Source organism: Hyphomonas sp. UBA3601 (assembly GCF_002375605.1).
GTDB lineage: Bacteria > Pseudomonadota > Alphaproteobacteria > Caulobacterales > Hyphomonadaceae > Hyphomonas.
In genome coordinates, this window is the sequence record NZ_DFME01000136.1 from 841 (window position 1) to 5,123 (window position 4,283).

The following is a 4,283-nucleotide window of genomic DNA, read 5'->3' on the forward strand; positions in this document are numbered from 1 at the left end:
CCGTATCCCCGGCGCATGCCGGGGTCTCATGCGGGTCCTGCTGGAAGCCAGCCGCGGGAGGCTCCGGCATGCGCCGGAGACACGGGGTGAAGTTAAACCTTCACGACCAGACGTTCGAGGCCGCGGAAGAAGGGCAGGGCACGCCAGACGAGGTCTTGCGGGGGCAGGGACAGGTCTGGATAGCGCGCGAAGAGTTTTTCGAAGACACGCCGGGCCTCCATGCGGGCAAGCGGCGCGCCGATGCAGATGTGGGGGCCGCCCCCAAAGGCGACATGGCTGGCGCGCTTTTGCGTGATGTCGAAGCGTTCCGAGCTCTCGAACATGGTCTCGTCGCGATTGGCCGAGGCCAGCGAGCAGAAGACGACCTGACGCGCTTTCATCGGACAGCCGGCAACCGTCCTGTCGGCCTCAACGATCCGGGATGTCGCCGAGACGGGGGCCTCGAAGCGCAGGACTTCCTCCACCGCCTGTCCGGCAAGGGCGGGATTGGATTTCAGTGCGGCGAGTTGCTCAGGATGGTTCAGGAACAACCAGACGCCATTTCCGATCAGGTCGGTCGTGGTGAGGTTGCCGCCGACCAGCAGCGCGCCCAGATTGATGCGAATTTCATCATCCGACAGCGGAGCGTCACCGCTGGCCTGCAGCTGGACCATGTCGGTGATGAGGTCATCGCCCGGCACTTTACGGCGGGCTTCCATCAATTCGGTGAAATAGGCGTCCAGCGCGTGGCTGCCTTGTTCCATCCGGGCGGTTTCTTCAGGTGTCCGCACGGGGTTCAGGCTGAGGATCACGTCCTCTGACCATTGCCGGAAATCCGGCAGGCGGTCTTCATCCACGCCGAGGATGCGTGCGATGACAAGGACCGGAATCGGCACGGCAATCTCTGACATCAGATCGAAGGTGCCGGACGCGGGCGCGGCGTTGATCGTGTCGTCGATGATGGCCTCGATCTGGGGCTTCATCTTCTGGATGCGCGTGTAGAATGCCTTGGCCAGCGGAGGCCGCACGCGGGCATGGTCCGGATCATCAAGAAAGAGGATGGAGGTGCGTCGGGGCTGGTCATCATCCTCGATCAGCTGGCGAGATATCGAGCCTTCCTCGGCGTTCAACGGATGGCGGACAAAGCTGCGATCATTCACTGTTTCGCGAATGTCGGCATAGCGCGTCAGGAACCAGGTCTTGGCCATCTCGTCGCGCAGGACAGGGCAATTGTGGCGCAGGGCCTCCAGTGGGGGGTGGGGATCGTTGCGGGCGTCGGGCGAGAAAGCCGTCACTTCCAGCACGGATTGTGGCACGCGCGGCGTGCCCGGATCATCGGCCATGTTTTCCTCCCTGTCCGGTCTTTGCGCCGGATCATATGAACGAAGCCTATCATGGATTTGCGCTGAAATCGTGGGTGAACCTGCGGGAAGGCGTTGAGGGCCAGGAGGCTCGGATGTCTATTTTCCCCTTGAATGTCGTAGGGAGAGCGCAGGCTAAATGATTCTGTAACCCCTTGTCGCTTGCCTTGACGCGCAACTGCGTCAACTTCAGTGACGGCCTTACGGAGCTTGTAATGACTCATCTCGTCAGCGATCACATCCTGGAAGATACCGGCGCGGACATGCCGGTACACGCCAGCGCATATCCCATGCTGGAAACCGACTTCGAGCTTTGGAATCCCAATTCCTGGACGCGGGGCCACCCTCATGACCTGTATGCGCGAATGCGCAGCGAGGCGCCGGTCATGTGGTCGAAAATGGGCCGGGGCGGCAGCGGTTTCTGGTCGGTTACGAGATATGAAGACATCAAGACAGTCGAGTTGAACCCGGCAATCTTTTCGTCCGAGCGGGGCGGTATCAATATGGCCGTGCCACCGCGTGAGCATTGGCGGCCCGAAGTCCTGATCCGCGCGGCGATGGACAATCTGATTTCGATGGACGAGCCGCGCCACATGCAGATGCGGATCCAGCAAAAAGACTTCTTCATTCCGGCCTATGTCAAAGAGCTGCGTGAGAAGGTCAGCGTGAAGGTCGAGTCGCTGCTCGATGATCTGGAGGCGAACGGGCCTGAGCTGGATTTCGTCAAATTCTTCTCCAACCAGTTGCCGCTCTATACGCTGTGCGAAATGCTGGGCGTGGACGAGGAAGACCGCCAGAAAATCGTCTACTGGATGCACTATCTGGAAATGGCGAGCCAGTTCATGACGAACCCGTTCCGGACCTTCCTCAGCGAGCCGCTGTTTCCGCTACGGTTCAAGAAAGTGGTCGAAGAGATGTTTGCCTATGGCGCACGTGTCATGGCCGACCGCCGGGCCAATCCGCGCCATGACCTGTTGACCATGATCGCGCATTCAAAGCTGGATGATGAACAATTGCCGCAGGAATACCTGGATGGCTCCTGGTTGTTGATCATCTTCGCCGGCAATGACACGACGCGGAACTCGCTGTCGGGTACGATCAAGCTGATGACCGAATGGCCGGACCAGCGCGCAATGGTGCTGGACGATCCGTCTCTCATTCCGCGCATGTCGGAAGAAGCCTTGCGCATGGTTTCACCGGTGAAGCATATGCGCCGCACCGCGCTGGAAGAGACAGAACTCAACGGCCAGCTCATCGCCAAGGATGAGAAAGTCGTCATGTGGTATGGTGCAGGCAATCGCGACCCGGAAGTCTTTCCGGACCCGGACAGGTTCGACATGATGCGTGACAATGTCGACAAGCATATCGCCTTTGGCCACGGCATCCATAAATGCCTCGGTTCGCGCGTGGCACAGATGCAGCTGCGTGTTGCCTATGAGCAGATCTTCCAGCGTTTCCCGAACATCGAGTTCACCGGCGACATCAAATACGGGCCGAACGCGCTCGTCCATGCGATCTCGAAGTTGAAAGTGAATCTCTACGGCAAGGGCAATTCGCGACCGACCAAGGTGCAGGTCAAGGCGATGGAGACGGCCTAGGCGGCCTGCGCCTTGAAGGCTTTGTGTTCCGGTTCGATCAGGCCGAGTTTCCAGTAGGAGCTGACATAAGTCAGGTCTTTCCGGGTCGGCTTCTGTTTGCGAAAATAAGTGCGTAGCGCGCCTGCGAGGGCGAATTCGCCGGCAACGAAGACGCTTGGCTCCCCGCTGCGCCAGTCGAGGGTCTGCACCGCCTGTATCAGCGCTTCGCTGGGGGCTTGCGGGTCTGATTTGATGATCCAATGCACACGGATACCCGTTGGTGTGCGGATAGGTTGCCGGTCCTCGTCGCTGGGGATTTCGAAGAATGCGTCACCGATGGCATCAGAGGGGAGCGCTTCGAGTTCAACGGCAGCGGCGGGGATGGAGGACAGGTCTGCGACAAAGAGGTGCCAGTCTGCTCCCTCGGTGCCGAATTTGAGCGTGCCGGGACGGGAGATCAGGATGCGGTTGCCGGGGGCGGCGTGTCTGGCCCACGGTCCGGCAATGCCGTCATCGCCATGCACAACGAAATCAATGTCGAACTCATGCTCGGCCGGCCGGACATGGCGCAGTGTATAGGTGCGCATCCGTGTCTTGAAGGAGGCCGGATCGAAAGCGGGCGGTCCGGCCTCTCCCGGTGTGGGAGCAATGACTTTCAAATATGCGCCTGGCGCGCCGGTCACGAAATCTGCCGCAAATTCGGATTGGAAGGTCAGGCGGACCATGTGCGGGGATAGCTGCTGGGTGCGCAGGACAATGGCTTCGGCGAAATTCGGTGTGGACATGAGTGGCATACCTGCATTGAGAATTATTCTCATTATCAGATAACAATTCTGCTGACGGGATCAACCGTCAGGTCGGCAATTGGCCTGGCATCACACTTATGTGCCGGAAGGCAGGGCGCGGGGGATGCAGCTGGCGGTAGCTTGCGCAAGCAGGGTGCCGTCTTCGCGGGTCAGCTCGCCGCGCGTGAAGAGGGCTGCGCGGCCCCGGCGGACACATTCGCCGCGCCCGAGAAGGCGCTCGCCAATCGGCACCGGGCGGAGATAGCTGGTCGTCATCTGCAGGGTCGGGGACATGGCCGGACCATCCTGCGCGATTGAGCCGGCAAGGCTCATCACTTCATCCAGCATGGCCGAGACGAAGCCGCCCTGCGCGTCGCCGCCGGGATTGGTGGCGTGTTCGGGCAGAGTGAAAGCGGCCTCAACCCAGCCGGCGTCGGGATCGAAAGCGATGAGTTCAAAGCCCAGAAAGGCGGTTGCCTTGGGCGGCGTCTTGTTGGTCAGGAGATCCTGCCAGAAAGCGCGCTTGTCAAACGTCATCAGCCGAGCCGCTTGAACAGCATGGGAATGGCGGTGGCAGTGGC

4 protein-coding genes are annotated in these 4,283 nt (G+C 60.5%); 1 reads left to right on the plus strand and 3 read right to left on the minus strand.

The window, feature by feature from the left end:
* Positions 1–92: 92 nt before the first annotated feature.
* Positions 93–1,322 carry a cytochrome P450 gene (locus B4F73_RS15350; RefSeq protein ID WP_290481525.1) on the minus strand — a complete coding sequence of 410 codons (1,230 nt, stop codon included), beginning with the start codon at positions 1,320–1,322 and terminating at the stop codon, positions 93–95.
* A gap of 233 nt (positions 1,323–1,555) precedes the next feature.
* On the opposite strand from B4F73_RS15350, the gene B4F73_RS15355 reads away from it, so the two are divergent.
* The gene (locus tag B4F73_RS15355) at positions 1,556–2,938 is read left to right on the plus strand and encodes a cytochrome P450 (RefSeq protein WP_290479861.1); all 1,383 of its coding nucleotides are present in this window, start codon (positions 1,556–1,558) and stop codon (positions 2,936–2,938) included.
* Here the strand turns inward: B4F73_RS15355 and B4F73_RS15360 are convergent.
* Positions 2,935–3,702 carry a siderophore-interacting protein gene (locus B4F73_RS15360; RefSeq protein WP_290483706.1) on the minus strand — a complete coding sequence of 256 codons (768 nt, stop codon included), beginning with the start codon at positions 3,700–3,702 and terminating at the stop codon, positions 2,935–2,937. The genes B4F73_RS15355 and B4F73_RS15360 overlap by 4 nt on opposite strands.
* A 96-nt stretch (positions 3,703–3,798) precedes the next feature.
* A partial coding sequence (locus B4F73_RS15365) for a PaaI family thioesterase (protein WP_290483707.1) occupies positions 3,799–4,283 on the minus strand: 485 nt, incomplete at its 5' end.